Raw genomic sequence first — 21,541 nt, 5'->3', positions numbered from 1 at the left:
CCCACTGGGCCGTCGGTGCCCGACGGGCCACGCCCGCCCACCGGCCCCGCCTCACCACACCCGCCCCACCACACCCGCCCCACCCCCGACGATCCCCGCGCACACCGCACGTGCGCGGACCCAAGGAGCACGCCATGCAGGACCGCATCCGCGCGTTCGTCCTCGCCGCCCTCACCGAGATGCAGTACGACGTCTCCGAGGTCACCGGCGACACCGACCTCGGCCCGGCCGGGCTCGACCTGGAATCGCTCGCCCTCGCCGACCTCTCGGTGCAGGTCGAGGACGAGTTCGGCGTCAAGTTCGACATGGACGAGATGGAGACCACCGCGATGATGACGCTGGACGAGTTCACCGCCGACGTCGCCGCGCGCATCGCCGCCACCGCGGCCGCCCCGGGCAGCGCCGCGTGACCAGCCCCGCCCTCCCCGGCCGGGCCGAGGTCCGGACCCCCGACCGGGCCGAGGTCCGGACGATCCTCGCGGCGTTCGGGCAGCGCGCCGACGAGGACGTCCCCGAGGAGCTCGGCTCCCTCGAACTCACGTGGCTGATCGCCGAGTTCGAACAGCGCTACGGCGTCCAGCTGGACCTCGACGACGAGCAGTTCGAGGCCGTCCGGACCGTCGACACCGCCACCGAGGTGCTTCGGGCGGCCGTGCTGGCCGCCGCCGGCGCCACGGCGGCGACGGCCGCGACACCCGGGGCCGCGCAGCCATGACCGGCCACGCCCCGCCCGCCGTCCGGCCCGTGGTGACCGGGGTCGGCGTGCTCAGCGCGGCCGGCACCGGGCTCGGCCCGCTCGCCGAGGCCACCGCCCACGGCAAGGCCGCCTTCACCGCGGTGGACCGGTTCGACGTCTCCGCGCGCCGCACCACGCGCGCCGCGCTGCTGCCCGAGCCACTGCCGCTCGCCACCGCCGTCCTCGCGGCGGTGGACCAGGCCTGCCGCCAGGCCGGCCTGCCCACCGGACCGGCTGCCGCCGGTGCTCCGGGCGGGAGCGGCGGCCCCGCCCTGCCGGTGCTGCTCGCCCTCCACAGCGACCTGCGCACCCGGGCGGTCGCCACGGCCGTCGCCGGCGGAGTGTCGGCCGGGTGGGGCGCCGCCGGCGTCACCCGGGTCTACACCGGCGCCTGCGTGGCGGCCGGCACCGCGGTCGCCGACGCCGCCGCGTCGGTCGCGGCCGGGCGCCATCGGCGCGTCCTGGTCGCGGCCGGGCACCTGGTCGAGCCGGGCGTCTTCGCCGCCTTCGACGCCGGCCGGGCCCTCGCCCGCGACGGCGAGCTGCGCCCGTTCAGCGCGGGCCGCACCGGCACCCTGCTCGGCGACGCGGCCGCCGCCGTGGTCGTCGAGGCCGAACCGGCCGCCGCGCGGCGCGGTGCGCCCGTGCTGGCCCGGCTGGCCGGCTGGGGCCGGGCCGGCGACGCCCACCACGTCTGCCGCCCCGAACCGGAGGGCGACGGCGCCGCGCGGGCCATCGCGGCCGCCCTGGCCCGGGCCGGCGTCGAGCCCCCGGACATCGGCTACGTCAACGCCAACGGGACCGGCTCGCCGCTGGCCGACCGGGCCGAGGCGAGCGCGCTGCGCCGGGTGTTCGGAGCGCACCTCGCCAGGCTGCCGGTCAGCTCCAGCAAGGCCGTCCACGGCCACGCCCTGGAGGCCTCGGCCCTGCTCGAACTCGCCGTCACCATCACGGCGTTGCGGGACGGCCGGCTGCCGGTGAACGCCGGCTGGCTCGGCCCGGACCCGGAGCTGGGGCTCGACCTCGTCCTGGACGGCCCGCGCGCCGCCCGGCCGCGGCACGCGCTCACCCTCAACTCCGCTTTCGGCGGCGCCAACACCGCACTCCTGGTGGCCGCCCCGTGACCGCGCCGCGCATCCTCGCCGAGGCCCACTGGCCGGACCCCGCCCGGACCGCACCGGGTCGGCCCGACACCCTGCCCCCCGTACCGGGCTTCGCCGCCTCCTCGTTCAATCCCCTGGTGGCCGAGACCGCCGAGCGCTGCCTGCGCGCCCACCACGGCCCCCCTCCGGCCCCCGGCCGGACCGCGCTGCTGCTGGCCAGCACGGACGGCGACCGCGCCACCGCGCGCGCCATCGACGAGGCGGCCGCCTCCGGGCGCCGGGTGCCGCCGCTGCTCTTCTTCCAGTCCAACCCCAACGCCGTCCTCGGCCACATCGCCGCCCGCTGGGGCCTGACCGGCCCCGTGGTGGCGATCAGCCCGGCCGAGTCACCGCCGGGGCGGGTACCTCAGGACGCCCTGGCCCTGGCGGCGCTGCTCCTCGCGGACGGCGATGCCGACCACGTCCTGATCATCGCCGCCGAACAGGGCGAACCCACCGGGCGACCCGCGGCGGAACCCGCGGCGGGCACCCCACCGGAGCCCGCCACCGGTACCGGCACCGGCCACACCCGGGACGCCGGGCCCACCACCGCGACCGACCGGCCCTCCAAAGATCGGACCGGCACCGACCGGCCCTCCACCGACCGGGCCGTGGCCGTCCTGGTCACCACGGGCTGACCGCCCGGCCCCCGCGTCACGCCCCACCACCCACCGCACCCCCGCGCGAGCGGCCCCACACGCCGCGTCCCACCGCAGCACGCCCAGCACCATGGGAGGGATCAACCACCGTGAGCACCCGCAACATCCGCACCCTTCTCGCGGACGACCCGGACGTCGGCGCCGGCAACGTCCTGACCAGCCGGCTGGCCCTGGGCCTCGGCCTGGACGAGCCGCTGCTGACCTTCGACACCCCGGTGGACGACCACCCCGCCTGGCAGCCCTTCACCCTGCGCGAGCTCGACCGCGCCGTCCGCTCCCGGGCCGCGGCCCTGCACGCGCTCGGCATCACCCGCCGCGACCCGGTAGCGGTCTACGCCACGGACGCCGCCGACCACGTGCTGGCCTTCCTGGCGCTCGCCCGGCTCGGCGCCGTCCCGGCGCTGCTCAACCCCAACGTCGACGGCGAGCGCGCCGCCCGCTACATCGCCGGGATCCGCCCGGTCGGCATCCTCGCCGACGCCGCGCACCTGGCCGCGCTGGCCGACCACGGCCCCGGTGCTCCCGTCCTCCCGGACATCTCCACCCTCGGCGCGGGCGACCCGGACGCCGCCCCGGCGCCCTACCGGCACTGGTCCGGCGACCCGGTGGCGATCACCCATTCCTCCGGCACCACCGGTATGCCCAAGGCCGTGGTCCACTCGCACGCCGGCCTGTTCGCGGCGATCCGCCACCGGCTGCGGCTGCCCCGCCCGCAGGGCCAGGAGCGGATGCTCAGCGCCCTGCCCGCCCCGCACGCCGCCACCCTGATCGCGGTCAACCTGGCCCTCGGCTCCCACACCGAACTCGCCGTGCTGTCAACGCAGTCGGGAGCCGGCGTCCTGGACGCGATCGAGAGCTGGCAGCCCAGCGGCGTGGTCGGCTTCGCCGCCACCTGGGCCGAGCTGGCCCACCACGACCTGTCCCGGCGGGAGTTGGACTCCGTCGCGCTCTGGTGGAACACCGGCGACTGCGCCCACGAGGTGCACATCCGCCGCCTGATCGCCACCGGCAGCCGGGAGTCCGTCACCCGCCGGGGCCGGGTCCGCGCGCCCGGCTCGTTCTTCGTCGACGGCCTCGGCTCCACCGAGATGGGCCACTCGCACTTCTTCATCACCCACGGCCCCGGCACCGAGCGGTACGGCCGCTGCGTGGGCCGCCCGCACGCCTTCGTCGACTGCGAGGTGGTCGGGCCGGACGGCGAACCGCTCGGCCCCGGCGAGGTCGGCGAACTGGCCACCGCCTCCCCCACCCTGGCGCTCGGCTACTGGAACGACTCGGCCACCACCTTCCGCACCAGGATCCGCGGGCGCTTCCTCACCGGCGACCTGATGTACCGGGACGAGGAGGGCTACTACTACCACGTCGACCGCGCCGTGGACTCGGTCGAACTCGGGGACGGCAGACGGCTGTTCACCGCCATGTCGGAGGAGCGCGTGCTGGCCGCCTGCCCCGACGTGGCCGACTGCACGGTCGTCGCGGTCCGCGACGGCGAGCAGGTCGTCACCGATGTGCTGCTGATCCTGAGTGCGGACGCCGACCCGGCGGCCGACCGCACCGAGGCCGTCACCGCCGCCCTCGACGAAGCCGTCGCGGCCACCGTCCGCCGGGTGCTGGTGGTGGCCGGCGACGACATCCCGCTCGGGCCCACCGGCAAGGTCCGCAAGGTGCTGCTGCGCCGGCGCCACCTCGACGCGGCGGCCGCCCGATGACCGGCCACCAGGCACCCGGCCACCCGCCGACCGGCCGGCACGAGAGCGCCCCCGCACGCACCCCCGGCCGGCCGGGCGCCGTCGTCACCGGCATCGGCCTGGTCACGCCGGTCGGCCGCAAGCCCGCCGAGGTCTTCGACGCCCTCGCCGCCGGCCGTTCCGGCATCCGCGCGCTGCCCGAGGACCACGCCGCGCACGGCTGGCTCACCGCCGCCGGCATCGCGCCGCCGGTGGACGGCCGCGAGGTGCTGCCGCCGACCGAGACCCGGTGCGTGGACCGCTTCGTGCTGCTCGCCCTGGCCGCCGCCGACGACGCGCTCGCCGACGCCGATCTGGTGGTGGGCCGCGACGCCGACCCGCACCGCACCGCGGTGGTCCTGGCCACCGGCGGGGGCGGGCTGGAGACCTTCGAGCAGCAGTCGCACCGCCGGCTGGAGCGCGGACGCCCCGGCGTCAGCCCGTACCTGCTGCCCGGCATGCTGTCGAACATGGCCACCGCCCGGATCGCCATCAAGCACGGGATCCGCGGCTTCAGTTCGGCCATCGTGACCGCCTGCGCGGCCGGTGCCCAGGCCGTCGCGGAGGGCCTGCGGCTGATCCGGGCCGGCGACGCCGACGTGGTGGTGTGCGGCGGCAGCGAGTCCTCGCTCCACCCGACCATCGCCGCCGCCTTCACCAACGCCCGCGCGCTCTCCTCGGGCTGGGAGGATCCGGAGCAGGCGAGCCGCCCCTTCGACGCCCGCCGCAACGGCTTCGTACTCGGCGAGGGCAGCGCCGTGCTGGTACTGGAACGCGCCGAGCACGCCGACGCCCGCGGCGCGGCCGGCTACGCCGACCTGACCGGATGGGGCGCCTCCACCGACGCGCACCACCCCACCATGCCCCGCCCGGACGGCGCGGGCGCGGCCGACGCGATGCGGGCCGCGCTCGCCGACGCGGGCCTGGCACCCGCCGATATCGGCTACGTCAACGCCCACGGGACCGGCACCAGGCTCGGCGACGTCGCCGAGACCGCCGCGCTGCGCGCCGTCTTCGGCGAGCACGGCCCGGCGGTCAGCTCCACCAAGGGGGCCACCGGTCATCTGCTGGGCGCCGCAGGGGCGTTGGAGGCAGCGGTCACCGCACTCGCGGTGGCCCGGGGGACGCTGCCGCCCACGGTGAACCTCACCGACCCCGACCCGGCCTGCGCGCTCGACCACGTGCGCGGCGCAGCCCGGTCCGCACCGTTGCGGGCCGCGCTCAGCAACGCCTTCGCCTTCGGCGGCCACAACCTCAGCCTGGTCTTCGGCCCGGCGTCCACCCGCTCCGCCCGCCAGGTCCTGTCCGGTCGCTAGCGCCCGCCAGGTCCTGTCCGGCCGCTACGGCCGGTCCATCCGCTCCGCCCGCCGGGCCGCGGCGACGCCCGGCCGCGCGCGGATCCCGCGCGGGTCCGGCCCCCGCCGCACCCGGCCACCCGTCCCACGCCCACCCCCGGGGAGATCCCGTTGTCCATCCAGTCCATCACCCATGTCGAGTTCCACTGCGCGGACGCCGACCGGGCCGCGGCCGGCCTCGGCGCCGACCACGGCTTCACCGTGGAGCCCGGCGTCCCGCAGGCGGACGGCCTGCGCACCGTCCGGCTGCGCCAGGGCGCCATCCGGCTGCACTTCCACTCGGCCGCCGACCCGGCCCATCCGGTGGCCCGGTACGCGGCCCGGCACGGCGACGGCGTCGCGGTGATCGCCCTCGGCTGTACCGACCCGCGGGCCTCGCTGGAACGCGCGGAGCGGCACGGCGCCGTCGTGCTGGACCGGGCCGGCGGTCTGGTGGCCGGCTTCGGCGACCTGGCCCTGCGGTTCGTTCCCCAGCCGGACCGGCCCCCCGCCGGGGCCGACGCAGCGGCCCCCGCGGGAGAGGCAGCGGGGCGGGCCACCGCCGCGCAGCCCGCCGGCGCGCTGCTGGAGGCCCTCGACCACGCCGCGATCTGCGTCCCGGCCGGCGAGCTGGCCCCCGCCGTCAGATTCTGCGAGGCCGCCCTCGGCCTGCACCGGATCTTCGGCGAGTACATCGAGGTCGGCGAGCAGGCGATGGACTCCAGCGTCGTCCAGAGCGCCTCCGGGGAGGTCACCTTCACACTGATCGAGCCGGACACCGGCCGCCGGCCCGGCCAGATCGACACCTTCCTGGCCGACCACGACGGCGCCGGCGTCCAGCACCTGGCCTTCCGCACCGACGACATCGCCGCCGCCGTCCGCGCCGGCCGTGCCCGCGGCGTCGAGTTTCTCAGCACACCCGGCACCTACTACGACGCGCTGGCCGAACGGCTCGGCGGCACCGCCATCCCGGTCGGGACGCTGCGCGAGCTGGACGTCCTGGTCGACCAGGACCACGGCGGCCAGCTCTTCCAGATCTTCGCCCGCTCCACCCACCCGCGCCGGACGTTCTTCCTGGAACTGATCGAGCGCCAGGGCGCGGGCACCTTCGGAACCGCCAACATCAAGGCCCTCTACGAGGCCGTCGAACGGCAGCGCGCCGCCGCCTCCGTCTGACCACCCCGCCCACGACCCGACCAGTGGCTCCGGTGCGCACCGCCGGCCGGACGCCGCGACCAGAACAGGAGGCCCGACCCGTGACCACCGCGACCGAGTTCCACCTGACCGAGGCCGAGCATGCGCTGCTGCCCACCCCCGAGGAGGTGGCCGGCTACCGGGAGCACGGCTGGTACCTCTCCCGCCGGCTATTCGGCGACGAGGAGCTGGACGCCCTGCAGGCCGCCACCGAGAAGTACTACGAGGGCCACCGCGACCGCGAGCTGCCCGTCCGCCCGCCGAACCTCGCCTCCTGGGAGCCCGCGCACGGGCACGTCCAGCGGCACAACGACTACGTGCACTACGAGAGCGACGCGATCGGCGCGATCCTGCGCAAGCCGCTGCTCGGGGCCGTCGCCGCGCTGCTCTCCGGCGCGGCGGAGATCCGGGTGTTCCAGGCCACCCTGATCTACAAGCCGCCGGTCGCCGAGGAGCCCACCAACCGGGTGCCCTGGCACTTCGACAAGCACTACTGGCAGACCTCCAGCTCCGAGCGGATGCTCACCGCGTTCCTGCCGTTCCACGACTGCCGGGAGGAGAACGGCACCATCACCATGGTCGACGGCAGCCACCGCTGGCGGGAGCTGGACTCCGGCGAGGACTCCACCCGGCACTTCGCCCGGCGCGACCGCTCCGAGCTGGAGGAGATCCTCGCGGCGAACGCCCGCTTCAACGGCCAGGAGGTCCGCAAGGTCCCGATGGTCATCCCGCGCGGGCACGTCAGCTTCCACCACTGCCGGACCTACCACGGCAGCGGCCCCAACCTCGCCGCCACCCCGCGCCGCGCCGTCTCGCTGCACCTGCAGGACGGCGGCAACGAGTACCGCGGCCACACCCGGCCGGACGGCAGCCCGGTGGTCTACAACCACGACGTGGTGGTCCGCCGCACGCCCGACGGCCGGCCCGACTACGCCGACCCGCAGATCTGCCCGACGGTCTGGCGGGGAGCCCTGTGACGACCGTGCAGCCACCCGCCGGGCCCGCGGCCCCGGCCGCGATCGCGATCGCGCCCCTCGGTACCCCCGGGCAGCGGTACCGGATGCTGCGCCTGATCCGCGGCTTCGAGGAGCTGGCACTCGGCCTGGTCCGCAGCGGGGTGATCACCGGCGGCATCCACCCGTACATCGGGCAGGAGGCCGTCGCGGTCGGCGTCTGCGCCGCGCTCGGGCCCGGCGACCGGCTCACCTCGACCCACCGCGGCCACGGCCACGTCCTCGCCCGGGGCGCCGCCCCGCACCGGCTGCTCGCCGAACTGGCGGGCCGGGTGGGCGGGTTGAACAAGGGCCGGGGCGGCTCGATGCACGCCGCCGACCTCTCACTGGGGATCCTCGGCGCCAACGGCATCGTCGGCGCCGGCGCGCCGATCGCGGTCGGCGCCGCCTGGGCGGCCCGGCAGGCCGGCGACGACGGGGTGGCGGTCTCCTTCTTCGGCGACGGCGCGCTCAACCAGGGCGTGCTGCTGGAGTCGCTGAACCTGGCCGCGATGTGGCGGGCTCCCGTGGTCTTCGTCTGCGAGAACAACGGCTACGCCACCACGCTGCCCGCCGCGACCGCGGTCGCCGGCAGCGCGCTCGGCCGGGCCGCCGCCTTCGGGATCCCGGCGGTCGCGGTCGACGGGATGGACACCGAGGCCGTCCGGGCCGCGGCTGAGGAGGCGGTGGCCCGGGCCCGCGCCGGCGGGGGTCCCGGGTTCCTGGAGTGCCGCACCTACCGCTTCGAGGGCCACCACACCATGGAGCGCCGGATGAAACTGCACTACCGCACCGCCGAGGAGGTGGACGCCTGGCGCGAGCGCGACCCGCTGCCGCGCGCCGCCGCCGCGATCGGTCCGGCCGAGGCCGGCACGCTGGACGCCGAGGTGGCGGCCGAGCTGGCGGCCGCCGAGCGGTTCGCGCTCGCCTCCGACCACCCGGACCCGGCCGGCGCGGCGGCCTACCTCTACGCGGACGGGCTGCGCCCACGGGCGGGGGCGGTGGCATGAGGCTCTCCTACACCAAGGCGCTCAACCGGGCGCTCGCCGACGAGCTCGCCGCGGACCCCGCGGTCTGCGTCTTCGGGGAGGACATCGGCGCCGGGATGGCCGGCCCGACCCTCGGCCTGCTGGACCGCTTCGGGCCCGGGCGGATCGTCGACACCCCGCTCTCCGAGCAGGCCTTCACCGCGATGGCGATCGGCGCCGCGCTGTCCGGCCGCCGCCCGGTACTGGAGTTCCAGATCCCCTCGCTGCTCTTCCTGGTCTTCGAACAACTCGTCAACCAGGCGCACAAGTTCTCGCTGATGACCGGCGGCCAGGCGGGCGTACCGCTGACCTGCCTGGTCCCGGGCTCCGGTTCCCGGGACGGCTGGGCGGGCCAGCACTCGGACCACCCGTACGGCCTGTTCGCGCACGCCGGGGTGAAGACCGTGGTGCCGGCCACCCCGGCGGACGCCTACGGCCTGCTCCGCTCGGCCGTCCGCGACCCCGACCCGGTGATGGTGTTCGCCCCGGCCGCCGCACTGCCGGTGCGCGAGACCGTCACCCGCGAGCTGGCGCCGGTCCCGCTCGGCTCGGCCCGGGTGCACCGGTCGGGCACGGACGTCACGCTGGTCGCGGTCGGGCACCTGGTGCACGACGCGCTGGCGGTGGCCGAGGAGCTCGCCGACGAGATCTCGGTGGAGGTGTTCGACCCGCGCACCCTGTACCCGTTCGACTGGACGGCACTCGCCGCCTCGCTGGAGCGCACCGGCCGCCTGGTGGTGGTCGACGACTCCAACCGCAGCTGCGGCATCGGCGCCGAGGTGCTGGCCACCGCCGCCGAGGAGATGCGGCTCACCGCCCCGCCGCGCCGGATCACCCGCCCGGACGGCGCGGTGCTGCCGTTCGCCCCCGCGCTCGACCGCGCCCTCCAGCCCGGCCGGGAGCAGCTGCGGCACGCGCTGCGCGCCGTCGTGAAGTAACTCCGTTACCGCGCAACCCCTTTGCCCTATGCGCACCTCGTGCCAGAATCCGGATCCCCACGTGAAGGAGCTTCACATGTCCACCAACCGCTACCACTGGGACCGTTCGCACCCCGGGCTGACCGGCCTGCAACAGGCGATCGAACCGCTTCGCCGCGAAGTCGTCTCCCACACCGTGTACGGCGGGCTGACCAGCATCGAGCGCGTCCGCACCTTCCTCGACCGGCACGTCTTCGCCGTCTGGGACTTCATGTCGCTGCTGAAGAGCCTGCAGCGCGAACTGACCTGCGTCGACGTCCCGTGGGTTCCGAACGGGCCGACCGCCAGCCGCCGACTGATCAACGAGATCGTGCTGGTCGAGGAGAGCGACGAGCTGGGCGAGGGGTTCACCAGCCACTTCGAGCTCTACGTCGAGGGCATGCGGCAGGCCGGCGCCGATCCGCGACCGGTCGAGGAGTTCCTCGCACTGCTGGGCGCGGGCACGCCGGTGCCGGAGGCGCTGAAGGCCGCCGGGGTGCCGCAAGCCGCCGTCGACTTCACCACCACCACCTGGGAGATCATCGAGAACGCGCCGGTGCACTGTCGCGCGGCCGCCTTCGCGTTCGGCCGCGAAGACCTCATCCCGGACATGTTCGCCCAGGTGATCCGGATCGAGGACCCGGACGGCGCGCTCACCGTCTTCAAGGACTACCTGGCCCGGCACATCGAGGTCGACGGTGAGCAGCACACCCCGATGGCGATGCAGATGCTGATCGACCTGAACGGCGAGGACGAGGCCAAGTGGGCGGCCTGCGCGGAGACCGTCGGGCTCGCGCTGCAGGCCCGGGTGCGGCTGTGGACGGCTATCGAGCAGGCCTTCCCGGCCTGACGCCCCGCCCTGACGCCCCGCCCTGACGCCCCGGCAGAACAACGAGGGGCGGCCGCACCGCCCCCCCCTATCCCGTGCGCCCCGGCCCGCTCAGAGCACCTTCGGCACGGCGGCGGCCACCTCGGGCAGTCGGTCCGCCGCGTCCCGGAAGCGGTGCAGCGCCGCGCGCCCCTCGGCGCCGCGCAGCCGGGCGGCCAGCCGCGCCGGCAGCACCACCGTGGTGAGCAGCCCGGTGCCGTAGAACCCCTCGACGGTCCAGGACACCCACGGCAGCGGGTAGTTGGCGGTGGGGCTGAAGAACACCGGGCCCCGACCCTGGAAGGCCACCCGGTAGGCGCCGAACCGGCTCCAGTTGGAGAAGCTGAACCGCTTGCGCTGCGGGTCGAAGCCGAGCGGCACGCACGCACCGAGCCGGTCCCGGCCGAGGGCCTCCAGGAAGCCCAGGTTGGAACGGAGGTTGAGGTGTTCGGCGGTGAACTCCTCGACCGCGGTCCGCAGTTCGGCGGCGAGCGCGGCCGGGCCGGCCTCGGGGCGCTGCGTGAGGTGGATCTCGCTGAGCAGGTTGCCGACCAGGGCCGGCGGGAGGCCGAGCGGGCGGCGGACGTTGACCGGGACGGTCAGCCCGCGCGCCTCGGTGTCGCCGTCCAACTCCCGTACGGTGTGGACGACGTGGGCGCAGAGCGCGTCACCGGTGGAGAGCCGACGGCCCGCCTCGGCGGTGAACCGCTCGCGCATCCGGGCGAGTTCGCCGTCGCCGAAGTGGATCTGGACGGTTCGGTTGGCCCGTGGCCCGGCCGCCACCTCCCGGGCCAGCGCGGCGGCCTCGATCGGGCCGGGCAGCCGGAACCCGGGCCGGCCGCAGTCCTCGGCGGGCAGCACCTCGTCCAGCAGGGCGTCCTGGTCCTCGACCAGTTCGGCCGCGGGCAGCTCCTCGCCCTCGACGGCGGCGGACCAGGCGCGCAGCAGCAGCATGAAGCTGTGCAGGTCGCCGACGGCGTGGTGCCAGGAGCAGCCGAGCACCGTGCCGCCGGCCGCGGGCCGGGTGATGCGGACGGTGAGCAGCGGCGCCCCGCCGGTGCGGGCGGCCGGGGCGTCCACCGGGTCGACCAGCTGCGCACCGGCCGCGCCGACCCGGCCCATCGCCTCGGCGAGAGTGCCGTCGACCTCGTAACTGTCCATCGGCACACCGGAGTCGTCACAGACGGCGATCAGCGCGCCGGCCTCGGTGCGGAGCCGGCCGGCGAACACGGGGACCCGTTCCAGCGCGCGGGCGAGGCCGGCTGCGAGCCGGTCCTCGTCCAGCGTCTGTTCGTAGCAGAGGACGACGGAGACCGCGAGGTCGGCGAGCATGGTGTCCATCAGTCCGCAGCGCAGCACCGCCCCGGAGGCCCGGCCGGCCCGGACGAGCCGGGATTCGCGCAACTGCGGCCAGAGGCTCATGGGTCCGTCCCGGGGGTTCGCGGGGAGTGGTGGTGCGCAGCTCCCCTCGTCCCGGGGGCGGCACCCCGAACGATAGGGCAGCGCACCGGACCGGATCCAGTGGTCCAGTCCAATTTCCTTGCCCGCCCGGATGCCCGGCGGGGCGCCCGCCCGGGCATCCGCCCCGCCCGGCCCCGGTCCGCCGAACCGGCCGGGTCTGCCCGGCCGGACTAGAATCCGAGGCATGGGAGACCGCGCAGGCGCGTCGACCGCGCCGCCCCTGGTTCTCGTCACCGACACGGACTCGCAGCTGATCGATCCGCGCCGGGCGTACCACGTCGGCCGCGACCCGACGAGCGAGATCGTCCTCGACGACCCCCGGGTCTCCTGGCACCACGCCGTCCTCCGCGCCGACGACGGCCACTGGCTGCTCGACGACGTCGGCAGCACCAACGGCACCTTCACCGACGGCCGCCGGATCCAGCACGAGGACGTCGGCCCCGGCACCCGGCTGCGGTTCGGCGACGCGGCCGACGGCCCGTCCGCGACCTTCGCCGGCCTGCCCGCCCCCGCGCCCGGCGAGCGGCCCTCCCTGATCGCCCCGCAGGCCTCCGGGGTCTTCCGCCAGCCCAGTGCCGTCCTCCGGCTGCCCGGCCGCACGGTGCGCATCGGCCGGGCCGGCGACAACGACCTCGTCCTGGAGGACCTGGTGGTCTCCCGCCACCACGCCGAGCTGCGCACGCTGCCGGACGGCGGCCACGAGATCGTCGACCTGTCCAGCCACAACGGCACCTACCTCAACGGCCGGCCGGTGGACCGGGCCGCGGTCGGGCCGGCCGACATCATCGGCATCGGCCACGCCGCCCTCTGCCTGTCCGGCGACGAGCTGGTCGAGTACACCGACACCGGCGAGATCTCCCTGCACGTCCAGGGCCTGGTGGTCCGGGTCGGCCCCGACCACCGGGTACTGCTGGACGACGTGGGCTTCCCGCTCGCCGAGAAGGCCCTGCTCGCGGTGGCCGGCCCCAGCGGCGCGGGCAAGTCGACCCTGCTCAACGCGCTCACCGGGCTGCGCCCCGCCGACGAGGGCACCGTCCTGTACGACGGGCGCGACCTCTACCGCGACTACGCCGAGCTGCGCCGCCGGATCGGCCTGGTGCCGCAGGACGACATCCTGCACAAGGAGCTGACCGTCCGCCGCGCGCTCTCCTACGCCGCCGAGCTGAGGTTCCCCGGCGACACCGCCCGGGAGGAGCGCGAGGCCCGGGTCAACGAGGTGATCCACGAACTCGGCCTGGACGCCCGCACCGACCAGGTGATCTCCAGCCTCTCCGGCGGCCAGCGCAAGCGCGTCAGCGTCGCCCTGGAGCTGCTCACCAAACCGTCGCTGCTCTTCCTCGACGAGCCCACCTCCGGCCTGGACCCGGGCATGGAGCGCTCGGTGATGCAGATGCTGCGCGGCCTGGCCGACGACGGCCGCACGGTGGTCGTGGTCACCCACAGCGTGCTCAGCCTGGACGTCTGCGACCGGCTGCTGGTGCTGGCCCCCGGAGGCCGGGTCGCGTACTACGGCCCGCCGGACGAGGCCCTGTCGTTCTTCGGCTTCTCCGAGTGGCCCGAGGCCTTCGAGGCGTTCGAGAACGAGGACCACGAAGGCTGGCAGCGCCGGTTCCGGGAGTCCCCGCTCCACGAGCGGTACGTGGCCGGCGCCGCGCTGCCGGCCGCCGCGGTCCCGGCGCCCGCCCCCGCGGCGGGAGCGGCCGGGGCCGCCCGCAGCCCGATCGGCCCGGAGAAGCCGCAGGGCTGGTTCGCCCAGCTCACCACCCTGGTGCGGCGGTACACCTCCGTGCTGGCCGCCGACCGGCTCTTCCTGACCGTGATGATCGCCCTGCCGTTCATCATCGGCATCATGTGCCGGGCCATGGCCGGCTCCCGGATCTCCTCCGAGAACGCGATCAACGTCGTCCTCACCCTCTGCATCGGCGGCCTGCTCACCGGCTCCGCCAACGCGGTGCGCGAGATCGTCAAGGAGCGGGCGATCTACCAGCGCGAACGGGTGGTCGGCCTGTCCAGATCCGCCTACCTGGTCTCCAAGGTGGTGGTGCTGGGCACGATCACGGTGGTCCAGGCCGCCGTGCTGACCACCGTCGGCCTGGCCGGGGTGCAGCTCAGCCCGGTCCTGGCCAACGGGGTGCGGCTGCAGAGCGGGGTGGTGCTGCCACCGCTGGTCGAACTGATCATCGCCGTCGCGGCGCTCTCCTTCTCGGCGATGATGCTGGGCCTGCTGGTCTCGGCGCTGGTGCGCAAGGAGGAGGCCACCATGCCGATGCTGGTGCTCCTCGCGGTGGTGCAGATCGTCTTCAGCGGCGCCATGCTGAAGCTGTACGGAGTGCCCGGCCTCGAACAGTTCGCCTGGCTGGTGCCGTCCCGCTGGGGCCTGGCGGCCATGGCCCAGAGCATCGACCTGCACACGGTCTTCCCGACCACCATCACCGCCGACCCGCTGTTCCGCCCGGACCGCACCACCTGGCTGCGCTGTCTGGGCCTGCTGGTGGCCCTGTCGGCGGCCCTCGGCCTCGCCGTGCTGGCCCTGCTGCGCCGGCAGGAGCCCGCGATCATGCGCAAGTGACGGAGTACGCGGAAGTGACGGAGGCGGCCCGGCGAGCGACGGGCCCGGCCGAAGCAGTCAGGAGACAGGCAGCCGCCCATGGACGAGTTCGCGTTCCGCCCGACCCACGTCGCCGCGCCGGACGGGATGGCCACCTGGGCGGCGCCGGACCCGTCGCAGCCGTCGACGCCGCTGGACCCGCTGCTGCCGGTCCGGCTGATCGACCGGCGGGGCGACTGGGCGTACGTGCTCTGCTCCAACGGCTGGTCCACCTGGGTGGACGGCCGGCTGCTGGTCGCCCTCCCGGACACCCCGCCGGCTCCCGGCGCGCCCCCCGCCCGCACCGCCGACCCCCGGCGGGCGCTGGCCGAGGTCGAGGCCGCCCTCAACCGCTACCGCTCGCTGCTGGAGGACCTCGCGGCCGGCCAGGTCGACCTGGAGACCTTCCGGGAGCGGGCCCGCGGCCTGCGGATCGGGCTGGTCGTCGACGGCGAGGCGCTCTGGGTGTTCGACGCGGCCCACGACCGCTGGTGCTACTGCGACGGCCTGCAGCTGCAGACCTACGCAGCCTCCGGCCGGCCGCGCTCCAACCCCAGCTCGGCCGGCGGTCCGGCGTCCCCCCGCCCGCCCGTCGCCCCCGCCACCCCGCGCCCGCCGGGCGCCGGACCGGCTGCCCCGCCGGGCGGGTACGAGCCGACCCGGACGGGTGAACCGTGAGCCCGCAGGAACCACCGCCCGCCGCCTCCGGACCGCCGCCCCACCCGCAGCGCACCACCGAGGACGTGCCCAGCCTGCCCGCCGGCAAGGTCGGCCGCCGGGTGGCCGGCTACCGGCTGGAGTCCGAGATCGGCCGCGGTGGCATGGCCGTCGTCTACCGGGCCAAGGACCTGCGGCTGGGCCGGACCGTCGCGGTCAAGCTGCTGGCCCCCGAGCTGGCCCGCAACGAGGTGTTCCGCAAGCGCTTCATCCACGAGTCGGAGGCGGCCGCCGCGATCGACCACCCGCACATCATCCCGGTGTTCGAGGCGGGCGAGGCCGACGGCATCCTGTTCATCGCGATGCGCTACGTCGAGGGCGGCGACCTGCGCGGCCTGATCAGGCGGGACGGCCCGTTCCAGGTCGAGCGGGCGGCGCAGCTCGCCCTGCAGATCGCCTCCGCGCTGGACGCCGCGCACGCCCACGACCTGGTCCACCGGGACGTCAAGCCCGGCAACGTGCTGGTCGCCGCCGGCACCGACAGCGAGCACCCCGAGCACCTCTACCTGGCCGACTTCGGCCTCACCAAGAAGTCGCTCTCGCTCAGCGGGCTGACCAACGTCGGCCAGATCGTCGGCACGCTCGACTACGCGGCGCCGGAGCAGATCTCCGGCCGCCCGCTGGACGGCCGCTGCGACCAGTACAGCCTCGCCTGCGTGGTCTTCGAGATGCTGGCCGGGGAGCCGCCGTTCCGCCGGGAGAGCGACCTCGCGCTGCTCTGGGCCCACCTCAACGACCCGCCGCCCAGCCTGCGCGAGCGCCGCCCCGACCTGTCCGACGCCGTGGACGTCGCGGTGGCCCGCGCGCTCGCCAAGTCACCCGAACAGCGGTACGAAGGCTGCCTGCCGTTCGTCGCCGGGCTGCGCGCCGCGATCATCGCCTCCGCCGCCGGGGGGCCCGCGTCCGCCGAGCCCTGGCAGTGGGGCGGCGGCCCGCGGACCGAGGTGGTCGCGGCCCACGGCCCGACCGCACCGCCCGACGTGCCCGAGCCGCCGTCCTGGGCGGCCCCGGTCGTCAGCCCTCCGCCGCGCTGACCCGACGACCCGAGCCCGCCGCCCCTGCCCTGCCCCCCTCCGGCCCTTCCGAACGCGGAGCCCCCATGAACGCCGTCAGCCAGGTCTTCGCCCTGATCGCCGCCGGAGTCCACCTGATCGTCTGGCCACTGGAGAGCTTCCTCTACGGGCACCCGCGGGTGCGCTACCTGCTCACCGGCAGCACCGCGGACGCTCCCGAGGTCCGGCTCTGGCGCTTCAACGTGGGCTTCTACAACCTGTACCTGGCCCTCGGACTCGGCGCGGGGGTGGTCGCCCTGCACACGGACGACCGGGCCACCGGCCGCGCGCTGGTCCTGTTCGTCAGCGCCTTCATGATCGCGGCCGGGACCACCCTCTTCGCCTCCGAGCGCCGGGTCTGGCGCGGTGCCCTCGCCCAGGCCGTGCCGCCGGCGGTGGTCATCATCGCCCACCTCGTGGCCGACTGAGCCATCGACCGCGGACCGGGGCGGTCCCGGCCGCTCACGGGGCGACGGGCGGCTCCACCTCCCCGCGCCGGCCGAGGCGGGCCGCCACCAGACCGCCCAGGAAGCCCGTCACCAGGCCCCAGCCCGCCGCCAGCGGGACGGCCACCCAGAGCTGCGGCTCCAGGACGAGCGTGCCGCCGCCCAGGCCGGCCAGCGGGTTGGTGCCGCCGAGGACCGAGCCGAGCAGGTCGCCCAGGCCGCCCTCGCCCACCCCGACGCCCAGCACCGAGAGCCCGTACTCGGCGTAGACCCGGGTCCAGACGCCCACCAGCAGCATCGTCACGGCCGCGGCGGCCGCCAGGCGCACGGCGTGCTGCCACGGCCGCACCCCGCGCGGCGCGCGGTAGGCGGCGAGGACGCCGGCGGCGAGCAGCAGGACGGCCGCCAGCGGGAGCAGCCACCAGGCCCGGCCGTCCTGCTCGGCGAGGGTGCCGAGGCTGACGGTGGCCTCCTGCCCCTCCGGTGCCCGCAGCACCTCGGCCAGCGGCTTGGGCACCGGCAGGCCGACCGCGCCCGTCAGGTGGCCGTGCCACTCCGCACCCGTGCCGACCCCGAAGGCGAGCCAGACCAGGTTCGGCAGCGCCAGGAGCAGGACCGCCATCGTCTCCCGGGCGTTGCCGTGCACGGCGGCGGTGATCAGGCCCACGACCACCCCGATCGCCACGTAGGCGAGCAGCACCAGCAGCATCGCGAAGGCGGCCGGCCGGACGGCCTGCTGGAACGGCACCAGGTTGCGCGGCAGCGGCGCCCGGCGGGAGACCGCGAAGGCGGCCGCCAGGACGACCAGCAGCCAGAGCAGTCCGAGGCCGATGGTGGTGGCCGCCTCGGCGTGGAAGCCGACCTCGGGATTGACCCCGAGGAGCCCGCCGATCTGTTCGGCGAGGTCGTTGCCGAGCGGGACGGCGAAGGTGTGCTTGGCGCCGACCGTCAGCAGGGCGAGGGCGACCACCCAGACGGCCGCCGTCCGGGCCACCCGCCCGAGCAGCTCACCGCCGTGGGCGACCGCGCGGAAGCGCAGCTGGCGCAGGAACACCTCCACCATGGCCAGGGCGCCGACCAGGCCGACCGACAGCGGCATCGCGGTGATCCCGGCGTCCACCTGGGCGAAGAACCCGGCCCCGCCGTCCAGGCTCACGGTGCCGCCGACCGCGAGGGCCAGCGTGGCGGCCAGCACGGAGGGGAAGCCCCCCTCCGGCAGCGCGTCGGCGCCGGCCGCCCAGAGGCCGAGGGCGGCCACCACGGCCATCGCGGCGAGCCCGGCGAGGACGACCGCGAGCGCGTCCAGCCAGCCGCGCAGGAAGCCGGGCGGGCCGGGCGCCGGGGTGGGGGGCTCCGGGTGCATGGGGGCTCCTGACGGGTTCGGGTACGGGGTCGGCCCGCGGCGGGTCCGTGGCCGGCCCGCGGCGGGGCGTCGTCGGCCCGCGGGGGCGTGGCCGGCCCGCGGGCACCCGGTGGGCCCGGGTGAGCGGCCGCGGGCGGTGCCCGGCCGGTCGGGCTGCCCGCTCGCCGCTCCGCCGGCGGCGGCCGGCGCGGGCCGCGCGTCCGAGACCAGGTTCACCCAGGACCGGCGGCCGCGCGCTGCGGACGCCACCGCGCGCACCACTCGGGCCCGGGGGCCGGTCCGGCTCCGGAGCCGGGCCGGGCCGGGCCGGGCCGGGCCGGGCCGAGCACCGGACCGGGCGCCGGACCCGGGCCCGGCGCGCTCGCACGGACGGCGACACCGGTGTGACCTGCTGTTGCGGCCCGCACAGGGCGGGGGCAGAAATGGAAGCCAGTGGCAGGAGCCTTCCGTGCCGGCCGTTTCGCCGGCCGCCTGCGAAACGGAGCGTCGATGAGTTCCCAACCGCCGTCCGGGCCGCCGTTCGGTCCGCCCTCCGGGCCGCCGTCCGGCCCGCTCTCCGGTCCCCCGTCCGGCGGACGCTCGGGCCCGCCCGGTCCCCCGTCCGGCCCATCCGGTCCGGGCAGCGCCGGTGGCGCCCCGGGCGGCCCGTCCGGCGGGCGGCCGACCCCGTGGTGGCGGTCCGGCCCCAAGCTGGCCATCGTCGCCGGGACGGCGGTGCTGGCCGTGGTCGCGACGGTGCTGATCGTCAACAGCAACAGCGGCTCGTCCCCCAGCGACGCCATCCCGGCCGCCAACGAGGTGGCGCTGCAGCAGCCGAGCGATCCCGGTCCGGCGCCGTTCACCCCGTCGGTGGAGACCGCCGCCGTCTCGGCCCCGCAGCCGACCTCCGCACCGGCCCAGCCGACCGGCGGCCCCAAGACCACCGGCACCCAGACCACCACCGCCGCGGCGTCGCCGACCGGCATCCACAGCGTGCAGGGCTCCTCGGCCGGGCTCTACGCGGGGACGATGTCCAAGCCGAGCTGCGACACCGAGAAGCTGATCTCCATGACGTCCACCGGCGACTCCGGCCGGGCCTGGGCCTCCGCCCAGGGGATCCAGCAGTCCGCCATCCCGAGCTACATGCGCTCGCTCACCTCGGCCTACCTGCGGGTGGACACCCGGGTGACCAACCACGGGTACAAGGGCGGCACGGCGGTCGCCTACCAGTCCGTCCTCCAGGCCGGCACCTCCGTACTGGTGGACGCTCAGGGCGTGCCGCGGGTGCGCTGCGGCTGCGGCAACCCGCTGAAGCCGCCGCAGCTGGTCTCCGACGCCAAGTACACGGGCAAGTCCTGGGCGGGTTTCCAGCCCGCCCAGGTGATCATCGTGGTGGCGGCGCCGCAGCCGGTGAAGGAGATCGTGCTGGTGAACGTCGAGACGGGCGGCTGGTTCGCCCGGGTGACCGGGCAGATCAAGGTGCAGGACACGCCGGTGAAGGCGCCCAAGGAGCTGGCGCCCGGCATCCCGCCGGCCGAGCCCATGAAGGTGGTCTCGCCGTCGGCCTCGGTCTCCGGCTCCCCGTCGGGCTCGACCTCGGCCTCCAGCACCTCGGGTTCGCCGTCCGGGCCGTCCTCCTCCGCGAGCACCGCCACGTCCACCGCCACCTCGAAGGGCCCCACCACGGGTGGCGCCTCCTCGCCGCCGGCCTCCTCGGGCCCGCCGACGTCGGCGACCGCAACGGCGACGGCGACGGCCACCTCGACCGCGACGGCCCCCGCGACGGTGACGGCGACGGCGACCGCCACCGCGACCGCGACCAGCACCGTGACCAGCACGTCGGCGACGGCCACGACGACGGCGACCGGCACCACCGCAGCCTCGGCGACCTGTGCCACCACCTCGCCGTCCACGCTGCCGCCGTGCGGCACGGCGGCGGGGGCGACGGCCAGCTGAGGCGGCACCGCGCCGTGACACCGGCGGCGGGGGCCCGGAACGGTCCGGGCCCCCGCCGCCGTTCCGTGCCGCCCGCCCGCGGCCCCTCCACCGGCCCCTGCCGTCCACCGGGGGACGCGCGCAACCCGTTCGGCTCAGCCCGAATCGTGATAATGCGCCGGTCTTCACAGACTCGTAGGGCGGGGGTGGACCCAACGGGGGTGGACTCAACTGGAAGAGGCATCCTCATGAGCATCGGTCTTCGCCGCGTCGTCGCGGCGACCGCAGTCGTTACTCTCGGTCTCGGTCTGGCGTCGTGCGGCAGCGCCAAGCAGTCCACCGGGAGCACGTCGACGGGCAGTGCGAGCGGAACCGCAGTGGGCGCGGTCCGGATCGGCCTGCTGCTGCCCGAGACCAAGACCACCCGGTACGAGCAGTTCGACCGCCCGCTGATCGAGCAGAAGATCAAGGAGCTGGCGCCGGACGCCCAGATCGACTACTACAACGCCAACGAGAACGCGACGACCCAGCAGACCCAGGTCGACACCGCCCTGACCAAGGGCGACAAGGTGCTGATCCTGGACGCGGTGGACTCCAAGGCGATCCAGTCCTCCGTCCAGAAGGCGCACGACGCGGGCGTGAAGGTGATCGCCTACGACCGCCTGGCGCAGGGCCCGGTCGACTCCTACGTGTCGTTCGACAACAAGAAGGTCGGCGAGCTGCAGGGCAAGGCCCTGGTGGACGCGGTCGGCGACAAGGCGAACGCCGGGTCGATCATCATGATCAACGGCTCCCCCACCGACCCCAACGCGGCCGACTTCAAGGCCGGCGCGCACAGCGCCATCGACGGCAAGCTCAAGATCGGCAAGGAGTACGACACTCCCAACTGGGACCCGAACAACGCCAACCAGGAGGCCGCCGCCGCGATCACCGCGATCGGCGCCCCGAACGTGGTCGGCGTCTACTCGGCCAACGACGGCATGGCCGCCGGTATCTCCACCGCGCTCAAGGCCGCCAACCTCAGCGTCCCGCTGACCGGCCAGGACGCCCAGCTGGACGCCGTCCAGCGGATCCTCGCGGGCACCCAGACGATGTCGATCTACAAGCCCTTCAAGCCGGAGACGGACGCGGCGGCCACCATGGCGGTCACGTTCGCCCAGGGCAAGCCGCTCGACGAGAAGCTGGTGCCGGTGACGGTGACCAACGGCAGCGGCAACAAGGTGCCGGCCGACCTGATCACCCCGATCGTCCTCACCAAGGACAACATCAAGACCACCGTGGTCGCCGACGGCCTCTACACCGTCCAGCAGATCTGCACGCCCGACTACGCCGCCGCCTGCACCGCGGCCGGCCTCACGTAACCGC

At 75.5% G+C, this 21,541-nt stretch carries 19 protein-coding genes; 17 read left to right on the top strand and 2 right to left on the bottom strand.

What is annotated here, in order from left to right:
* Positions 1–134: 134 nt before the first annotated feature.
* The 11 genes from RMN57_RS34525 (at position 135) to RMN57_RS34475 (ending at position 10,618) form a co-directional block, all read left to right on the top strand.
* Entirely contained in the window at positions 135–410 is a 276-nt protein-coding gene (locus RMN57_RS34525) for a phosphopantetheine-binding protein (RefSeq protein ID WP_313767231.1), read from the top strand.
* Positions 407–715 (top strand): acyl carrier protein, encoded by a 309-nt coding sequence (locus RMN57_RS34520; RefSeq protein ID WP_313767230.1) that lies wholly within the window; start codon positions 407–409, stop codon positions 713–715. Before RMN57_RS34525 ends, RMN57_RS34520 begins: the two co-directional genes overlap by 4 nt.
* Complete coding sequence (locus tag RMN57_RS34515; RefSeq protein ID WP_313767229.1) at positions 712–1,860, top strand: beta-ketoacyl synthase N-terminal-like domain-containing protein; 1,149 nt, start codon at positions 712–714, stop codon at positions 1,858–1,860. Before RMN57_RS34520 ends, RMN57_RS34515 begins: the two co-directional genes overlap by 4 nt.
* Positions 1,857–2,516 (top strand): hypothetical protein, encoded by a 660-nt coding sequence (locus RMN57_RS34510; RefSeq protein ID WP_313767228.1) that lies wholly within the window; start codon positions 1,857–1,859, stop codon positions 2,514–2,516. Before RMN57_RS34515 ends, RMN57_RS34510 begins: the two co-directional genes overlap by 4 nt.
* 110 nt (positions 2,517–2,626) lie before the next feature.
* A complete protein-coding gene (locus RMN57_RS34505; RefSeq protein ID WP_313767227.1) occupies positions 2,627–4,246 on the top strand; it encodes a class I adenylate-forming enzyme family protein in 1,620 nt (539 codons plus the stop codon).
* On the top strand, positions 4,243–5,580 hold the full coding sequence (locus RMN57_RS34500) for a beta-ketoacyl-[acyl-carrier-protein] synthase family protein (RefSeq protein WP_313767226.1): 1,338 nt from the start codon (positions 4,243–4,245) through the stop codon (positions 5,578–5,580). The genes RMN57_RS34505 and RMN57_RS34500 overlap by 4 nt, the downstream gene beginning before the upstream one ends.
* Positions 5,581–5,730: 150 nt before the next feature.
* Positions 5,731–6,774, top strand: a complete 1,044-nt coding sequence (gene hppD, locus RMN57_RS34495; RefSeq protein ID WP_313767225.1) for a 4-hydroxyphenylpyruvate dioxygenase — start codon at positions 5,731–5,733, stop codon at positions 6,772–6,774.
* Between the two features lie 80 nt (positions 6,775–6,854).
* Positions 6,855–7,769 (top strand): phytanoyl-CoA dioxygenase family protein, encoded by a 915-nt coding sequence (locus RMN57_RS34490; protein ID WP_313767224.1) that lies wholly within the window; start codon positions 6,855–6,857, stop codon positions 7,767–7,769.
* Positions 7,766–8,794 (top strand): thiamine pyrophosphate-dependent dehydrogenase E1 component subunit alpha, encoded by a 1,029-nt coding sequence (locus tag RMN57_RS34485; RefSeq protein WP_313767223.1) that lies wholly within the window; start codon positions 7,766–7,768, stop codon positions 8,792–8,794. Before RMN57_RS34490 ends, RMN57_RS34485 begins: the two co-directional genes overlap by 4 nt.
* Positions 8,791–9,750, top strand: a complete 960-nt coding sequence (locus RMN57_RS34480) for a transketolase C-terminal domain-containing protein (protein ID WP_313767222.1) — start codon at positions 8,791–8,793, stop codon at positions 9,748–9,750. The genes RMN57_RS34485 and RMN57_RS34480 overlap by 4 nt, the downstream gene beginning before the upstream one ends.
* 76 nt (positions 9,751–9,826) lie before the next feature.
* Positions 9,827–10,618, top strand: a complete 792-nt coding sequence (locus RMN57_RS34475; RefSeq protein WP_313767221.1) for a DUF3050 domain-containing protein — start codon at positions 9,827–9,829, stop codon at positions 10,616–10,618.
* A 90-nt stretch (positions 10,619–10,708) separates the two neighbouring features.
* On the opposite strand, the gene RMN57_RS34470 is transcribed toward RMN57_RS34475, so the two are convergent.
* Positions 10,709–12,058, bottom strand: coding sequence for an acyltransferase (locus RMN57_RS34470; RefSeq protein ID WP_313767220.1), 1,350 nt, complete (start codon positions 12,056–12,058; stop codon positions 10,709–10,711).
* A gap of 223 nt (positions 12,059–12,281) precedes the next feature.
* On the opposite strand from RMN57_RS34470, the gene RMN57_RS34465 reads away from it, so the two are divergent.
* The 4 genes from RMN57_RS34465 to RMN57_RS34450 all read left to right on the top strand — a co-directional run bounded on the left by RMN57_RS34465 (position 12,282) and on the right by RMN57_RS34450 (position 16,881).
* On the top strand, positions 12,282–14,666 hold the full coding sequence (locus RMN57_RS34465) for an FHA domain-containing protein (protein ID WP_313767219.1): 2,385 nt from the start codon (positions 12,282–12,284) through the stop codon (positions 14,664–14,666).
* 78 nt (positions 14,667–14,744) lie between these two features.
* Positions 14,745–15,362 carry a hypothetical protein gene (locus tag RMN57_RS34460; RefSeq protein ID WP_313767218.1) on the top strand — a complete coding sequence of 206 codons (618 nt, stop codon included), beginning with the start codon at positions 14,745–14,747 and terminating at the stop codon, positions 15,360–15,362.
* Complete coding sequence (locus RMN57_RS34455) at positions 15,359–16,435, top strand: serine/threonine-protein kinase (protein WP_380235938.1); 1,077 nt, start codon at positions 15,359–15,361, stop codon at positions 16,433–16,435. Before RMN57_RS34460 ends, RMN57_RS34455 begins: the two co-directional genes overlap by 4 nt.
* A gap of 65 nt (positions 16,436–16,500) precedes the next feature.
* Positions 16,501–16,881, top strand: coding sequence for a DUF1304 domain-containing protein (locus tag RMN57_RS34450; RefSeq protein ID WP_313767217.1), 381 nt, complete (start codon positions 16,501–16,503; stop codon positions 16,879–16,881).
* A 34-nt stretch (positions 16,882–16,915) separates the two neighbouring features.
* Here the strand turns inward: RMN57_RS34450 and RMN57_RS34445 are convergent, their stop codons facing one another.
* Positions 16,916–18,262, bottom strand: a complete 1,347-nt coding sequence (locus RMN57_RS34445) for a streptophobe family protein (protein WP_313767216.1) — start codon at positions 18,260–18,262, stop codon at positions 16,916–16,918.
* A 489-nt stretch (positions 18,263–18,751) separates the two neighbouring features.
* Here RMN57_RS34445 and RMN57_RS34440 point away from each other — a divergent pair, with 489 nt between their 5' ends.
* Together RMN57_RS34440 and RMN57_RS34435 are read left to right on the top strand one after the other, a co-directional pair.
* A complete protein-coding gene (locus tag RMN57_RS34440; protein ID WP_313767215.1) occupies positions 18,752–20,197 on the top strand; it encodes a DUF6777 domain-containing protein in 1,446 nt (481 codons plus the stop codon).
* Positions 20,198–20,424: 227 nt separating this feature from the next.
* Entirely contained in the window at positions 20,425–21,537 is a 1,113-nt protein-coding gene (locus RMN57_RS34435) for a substrate-binding domain-containing protein (RefSeq protein ID WP_313767214.1), read from the top strand.
* Positions 21,538–21,541: the final 4 nt, after the last annotated feature.

It is taken from the genome of Kitasatospora sp. CM 4170 (genome assembly GCF_032110285.1).
Lineage (GTDB): Bacteria > Actinomycetota > Actinomycetes > Streptomycetales > Streptomycetaceae > Kitasatospora > Kitasatospora aburaviensis.
The sequence above is the reverse complement of the archived record's forward strand: the minus strand, read 5'-3'. Positions and strand labels throughout refer to the sequence as shown.

Coding starts and splice junctions, on each gene's coding strand:
- RMN57_RS34465 (WP_313767219.1), top strand. CDS start 12,282: ATGGGAGACCGCGCAGGCGCGTCGACCGCGCCGCCCCTGGTTCTCGTC.
- RMN57_RS34470 (WP_313767220.1), bottom strand. CDS start 12,058: ATGAGCCTCTGGCCGCAGTTGCGCGAATCCCGGCTCGTCCGGGCCGGC.
- RMN57_RS34475 (WP_313767221.1), top strand. CDS start 9,827: ATGTCCACCAACCGCTACCACTGGGACCGTTCGCACCCCGGGCTGACC.
- RMN57_RS34435 (WP_313767214.1), top strand. CDS start 20,425: ATGAGCATCGGTCTTCGCCGCGTCGTCGCGGCGACCGCAGTCGTTACT.
- RMN57_RS34440 (WP_313767215.1), top strand. CDS start 18,752: ATGAGTTCCCAACCGCCGTCCGGGCCGCCGTTCGGTCCGCCCTCCGGG.
- RMN57_RS34460 (WP_313767218.1), top strand. CDS start 14,745: ATGGACGAGTTCGCGTTCCGCCCGACCCACGTCGCCGCGCCGGACGGG.
- RMN57_RS34450 (WP_313767217.1), top strand. CDS start 16,501: ATGAACGCCGTCAGCCAGGTCTTCGCCCTGATCGCCGCCGGAGTCCAC.
- RMN57_RS34480 (WP_313767222.1), top strand. CDS start 8,791: ATGAGGCTCTCCTACACCAAGGCGCTCAACCGGGCGCTCGCCGACGAG.
- RMN57_RS34500 (WP_313767226.1), top strand. CDS start 4,243: ATGACCGGCCACCAGGCACCCGGCCACCCGCCGACCGGCCGGCACGAG.
- RMN57_RS34445 (WP_313767216.1), bottom strand. CDS start 18,262: ATGCACCCGGAGCCCCCCACCCCGGCGCCCGGCCCGCCCGGCTTCCTG.
- RMN57_RS34515 (WP_313767229.1), top strand. CDS start 712: ATGACCGGCCACGCCCCGCCCGCCGTCCGGCCCGTGGTGACCGGGGTC.
- RMN57_RS34525 (WP_313767231.1), top strand. CDS start 135: ATGCAGGACCGCATCCGCGCGTTCGTCCTCGCCGCCCTCACCGAGATG.